General features: G+C 49.1%; 3 protein-coding genes. All 3 read left to right on the top strand.

Going from position 1 to position 4,744, the window contains the following annotated elements:
• A partial coding sequence (locus tag KDK14_RS14350) for a hypothetical protein (RefSeq protein ID WP_257265857.1) occupies nt 1–401 on the top strand: 401 nt, incomplete at its 5' end.
• Nucleotides 402–910: 509 nt separating this feature from the next.
• The gene (locus KDK14_RS14345) at nt 911–2,950 is read left to right on the top strand and encodes a hypothetical protein (RefSeq protein ID WP_257265856.1); all 2,040 of its coding nucleotides are present in this window, start codon (nt 911–913) and stop codon (nt 2,948–2,950) included.
• A gap of 375 nt (nt 2,951–3,325) precedes the next feature.
• The gene (asd, locus tag KDK14_RS14340) at nt 3,326–4,312 is read left to right on the top strand and encodes an archaetidylserine decarboxylase (protein WP_257265855.1); all 987 of its coding nucleotides are present in this window, start codon (nt 3,326–3,328) and stop codon (nt 4,310–4,312) included.
• Nucleotides 4,313–4,744 lie beyond the last annotated feature (432 nt).

The following is a 4,744-nucleotide window of genomic DNA, read 5'->3' as shown; positions in this document are numbered from 1 at the left end:
GAATCAGCCCCAACGGTGAAACCATTGTGTGTAACGATCCTGCAGGCCATATGAATATCTATCAACGTAAACCTGTTGGTGAACTTTGCGCTGAACCGGCCGGTGAGTGGGTCAGGCAACGCATCGAATTTTCCGTCAATCAAGCAGATTTCAATCAAGAAGGCTATCTGCTGGCTGTGGTTCCTGCAACGGATTCGCACAGCCTGATTCTGTTCGGTTTGACGGCAGACGGGAGCTGGCAGGAAAGAAGCCGTTTGCAAACAGAAAACAGAATTGGGAAATTTTGCTTCAGCCCGTGCAGCCGCACCATTCAGGTCACCAGTTTGCTCCCTCGCAATGGTGATGTTTCAGTGCCATTGGTGGTTTCCTTCTGGCAGGTCATGCCCGAAACAGCCTCATAAGTAGCCAGAAATATTCGATTCCATTTGGCCAGCTACTAATAACCGAGGGGCTCCCGGTTACTTTTGATGGAGGCTTCTGAGTAAGTCCAGTCACCATAGACTGGCAAAAGCCTGTGAAGTCAGAAAGAAGCCTCGCCTGACAATGCGGGGAGTGTCACGCTCCGCCTCAGCGTGCAGAGAGATCATTCAAGGCAATCTAAACGACGTGCCCGGTTTATGCCTTTCTCGGGAATTGTTACAGACAAATAACGTATCCAGGGCTATTCTGCGGGTTGTTTGATCTTTTGCTGTGAGAATCCTCGAGTCAGGCACAAATACGCTGTCCGGGCATGGCCTGCCACGCGGCAAATGCTCCTGGGTTGTTCTGGCTCCGGGAACCGAGTGGCATTCTCATTATGCTGGATGATCGAACAATCAGGTAAAAGTTCTCATGATCGTCTATGCAGCCATGAGAATGTGAGCGGTAGGAAGCCCAGCACATTAATTAACGCCATCCTGAGGTAGTGATTTTGATACAGCCACCCACCATGCCCGGCAGCGTTACTGCCAGCGACTCGCGACCTGCAACAACCCAGTCTTCTGTGCCACAGGGACGGTGGGGGCGATTATCTGTGTCCTCGGAATCTGACGTCGTATCGTTGTTGGACGAGACAAACCAGCTAAATAGCCCCTGTGACATAAAAAACAGCCCTCAAGACGTATCGCCTCAGCATCGTAAACCGGTCAGTACAACGCCCCGGACTCCCCAGCTGCCGAGCGCCGCCGTTGGGGCTCCTTCCGGCCTCGCTGGCGCCGGTGCGATAGCCACAGCCGACGGTAACAGTGATCGTTGGATAGCGGTGCCGGATGCTGCCACCCTTGGCAAGATCGGCCACGACCCTCGCTTTCCACTCAATGATGATTACCGGCAGACCGGCGATATTGATGGTCGCCAGTTGGGCCAGCCCATTGGTAATGATACCCATCCGTTTACCGGCAGCCTCCGTCTCGAAAACGGCACCATTGATAATCTCAGTAATTGCCTGGTGCAAACACTGGGTGGTTCAGGCCGGATCAATGGCCTGAACTTTAACGGTGCTTATATAAGAGAAAAAGGCCCGGTCGCGGTCGCGGCCTGTACCATTGAAGACGCTGCCACGGTCAGTAATATCCGCGTTAACAATGCCCATGTATTAGCCCTGGGTGACAGTGCGGGAATTGCCGGGGGGAGTGTCCGGGGAACGGTGCTCAACACCACTGCAGTGAACTGCACAGTGGCAACCTCCGCTGACGGGAAATACTCCGGAGCTGTAGGCATTGGTGCCGGATTTCTCCATAGCAATGGCAGAGTTGTCGGCACCACTGCGGTGAACTGCACATTGTCCAACGCTGAACATTCAGGGGCAGCAGGCATTGGTGCGGGAAGGCTTATGGCAGGTTTTAAAGCAGAGGGGCTTCGTGATGGTCATGGCATGGTTGCCAACACCACGGCGGTGAACTGCAAAGTAGAAAATTCCGGTCAATCTGGAGGTGCAGGCATTGGTGTGGGTACGGCTTTTGATGATGGCACCGTTTCTCACACCACGGCGTTGGACTGTCTAGTGGAAAACTCCGGTGAGTATGGTGACGCAGGTATTGGCCTGGGCAAAGCTGTTTTTTTTAACATGGTTGCCAACACCACAGCGGTGAACTGTACCGTGTCCTCTTCCGGCCTGTATGGCAGTGCAGGCATCGGCGCAGGGGGAGGCCATTTTGCTTTGGCAAATGTTGCTAACACCACAGCAGTAAATTGCACTGTGACAACCTCCGGCCCCGGCGGGGAGGCCGGTATCGGGGTGGGCATGGTTGGTGGCGGGTTTGAATCTGAAAAGGTTGTTGGCACCACCGCACTGAACTGTACAGTGACAACCTCCGGCAAGAGCGCAGATGCTGGTATCGGAGTGGGAAGATTTTTATCTCATGGCAGTCTTGCCTGCACCACAGCGATCAATTGTGAAGTCGACAGTGAGTATGGAGATGCTGGTGTTATGGGTGGTCCTGAAGCGGGTATCTGTAATGTCCGTATCAATGGACACTGGCAAAACAATGCCGACCCTGGTTGTCATCCCTGGCTGGATAATTTATGTGCAGGTATTGACCCCGGTCTGCTGCCGCCGAATTATCGGCCCGATGTTTATAATTTTACGGCACTGGCAAATAATCAAATTCGTCAGTGTGGGTTCTTCTCGACAACAATTCCGACAACAAACCCGACAACAAACCCGACAACAAACCCGACAACAAACCCGACAACAACACCAACCATTTCGGGTAAAAGCAGCTCAAGGGATCTGGGTCTGAGTCAAGCCGCTTTAGCTGGTATTGCCCTGGGCGGCGTACTTTTTGTGCTGGTGGTTGGCTTGTGTATCTACCGCTACTATCGCCAGCGGGCATCGGCTGGCTATAGCCCCATATTGGCCAGGAACCCGGGGGATGACACCAAGACCAGATCCTCCGAGCATTCCCCACGGCCCGATCTTGCAAAAGACAGCGATGGTGGTGAATCGGTGCCGTTACTCCGGTTGGTATAGCCGCAGCGGCGGCAATTCTGCAATCATTAGTCCACAGAACGCCGCCAAAAGGCCCATAAAGTGCCTGGATTGTGCCGTTACCCTTCGACCCTGCTCAGGATGAACGCAGATCAAGTTCCAAACCCGGAACCTATATCAGTCGTGCTTTGTCGATATTCCTTATTCACCATAAAGATCAAGACAGTCGATTCCATATGGTCAGCTACTTAATAAAGACTAAAGTACAATAGGAAATAGTATTCTATGACTTTAAGATGTCGTACGTAGGCATTTGTTATGAGCAAAGTTATAGAAGAAATTAATAGTGGATAATTATTTCAAAAAATCAATCTGATTTATTGACTTGAAGTATACAGAATCAAGGAAGAATTAATTATGAATCCATCAGCCGTAATACCTAAAACACTTGCTCAGAAAGTCCCTGTCAGACATGAAGATACTCATAAGACAAATGGTGGAAAGAAAAAATGGGCAGGATTGAGAGTAAGAAAAGTAGCGGCAAACTCTTTTGAAAAACTGATAATCAAGCTCCAGATGAAGTTACCACACAAAGCTTTCTCGAACTTATTTGGAAAAATAGCTGAATGTAAAAAAAAGGCCATCAAAAAATGGTTAATCCGCAAATTTATCTGGATGCATAAAATCAATCTACAAGAGGCTGTTAAAAAGCGACCTGAAGATTTTGACTCTTTCAATGATTTTTTTACTCGAAAGTTGGAGAAGAGTGCCAGGCCCATTGACTCAAATACAGAAGTTGCCTCACCTGTTGATGGAACGATTAGCCAAGCTGGGAAAATACATTCTGGAGAACTTATCCAGGCTAAAGGACATACATACAACGTCAAAGATTTATTAGGGGGAGATCAGGAGCTTTCTGATGCGTTCCTGGGGGGCAGTTTTGCCAATATTTATTTATCACCTGGTGATTACCACCGTTTTCATATGCCCACTTATGGGAAACTGATAAAGACGATTCACATACCGGGAAAACTGTATTCTGTCAGTCCCAAATCGGCAAGAAATATTGATCACTTGTTTGTCAGGAATGAGCGATTAGTTTGTATTTTTGATACACCCCAAGGCCCTATGGCAATGGTTATGGTGGGAGCAATTAATGTATCCAGTATTGAAACCGTTTGGGAGAAAGGGGTAGTTGAGCCTCATCGAAAAGGTGGTAAGCGAGCGCACATTCATGAGAAAAGTTTTAACAATATACCATTTCATATTGGCGATGATCTGGGGGCGTTTCGTATTGGCTCAACAGTGATATGCCTTTTTGGGAAAGATGTGGTTGAATGGCAAGAGAGTTTAGTCAGCGGTAAGAAAATTAAAATGGGAGAGGCAATAGGCTCTTTTGGATAGTTCTTGTCCAAAAAACCTGTACGCCAGATGCCACCGGGTTTAGCCCGGATATTTCATAAACGTGCTCCCGAACCCGCTTGTCCTTAGCCGCTCCGGGAGGCTGTCCGAGAACAGACTGCCCTGCGTGGTAACTGCTCCTGCATCCATACAATCTTATGGCGACCGCAAAGACATGACACTTTCTGCGAGATCGTGACTGATCATACTTGCAACAGGACTATACTTGACCGCCTGAGTCTCCTTGGGGGGTTAACATTATGCTACCTGCAACGGGTTTAAAGACCAGTACCGATGTTGATACAGTGGGCAATGAAATCAAGCCTGAAGTAGTCCATGATATGGCTCGCTTTGATCACCGGTGGGTTCGCGTACCCCAAGAAGTGTTCGCCAAAATCGCCAGCTATTTATCAATCAACGATATCAATAATTTTG

The sequence above is a fragment of the Endozoicomonas sp. ONNA2 genome (assembly GCF_024606365.1).
Lineage (GTDB): Bacteria > Pseudomonadota > Gammaproteobacteria > Pseudomonadales > Endozoicomonadaceae > Endozoicomonas.
This window is presented reverse-complemented; position numbering and strand designations above follow the sequence as displayed.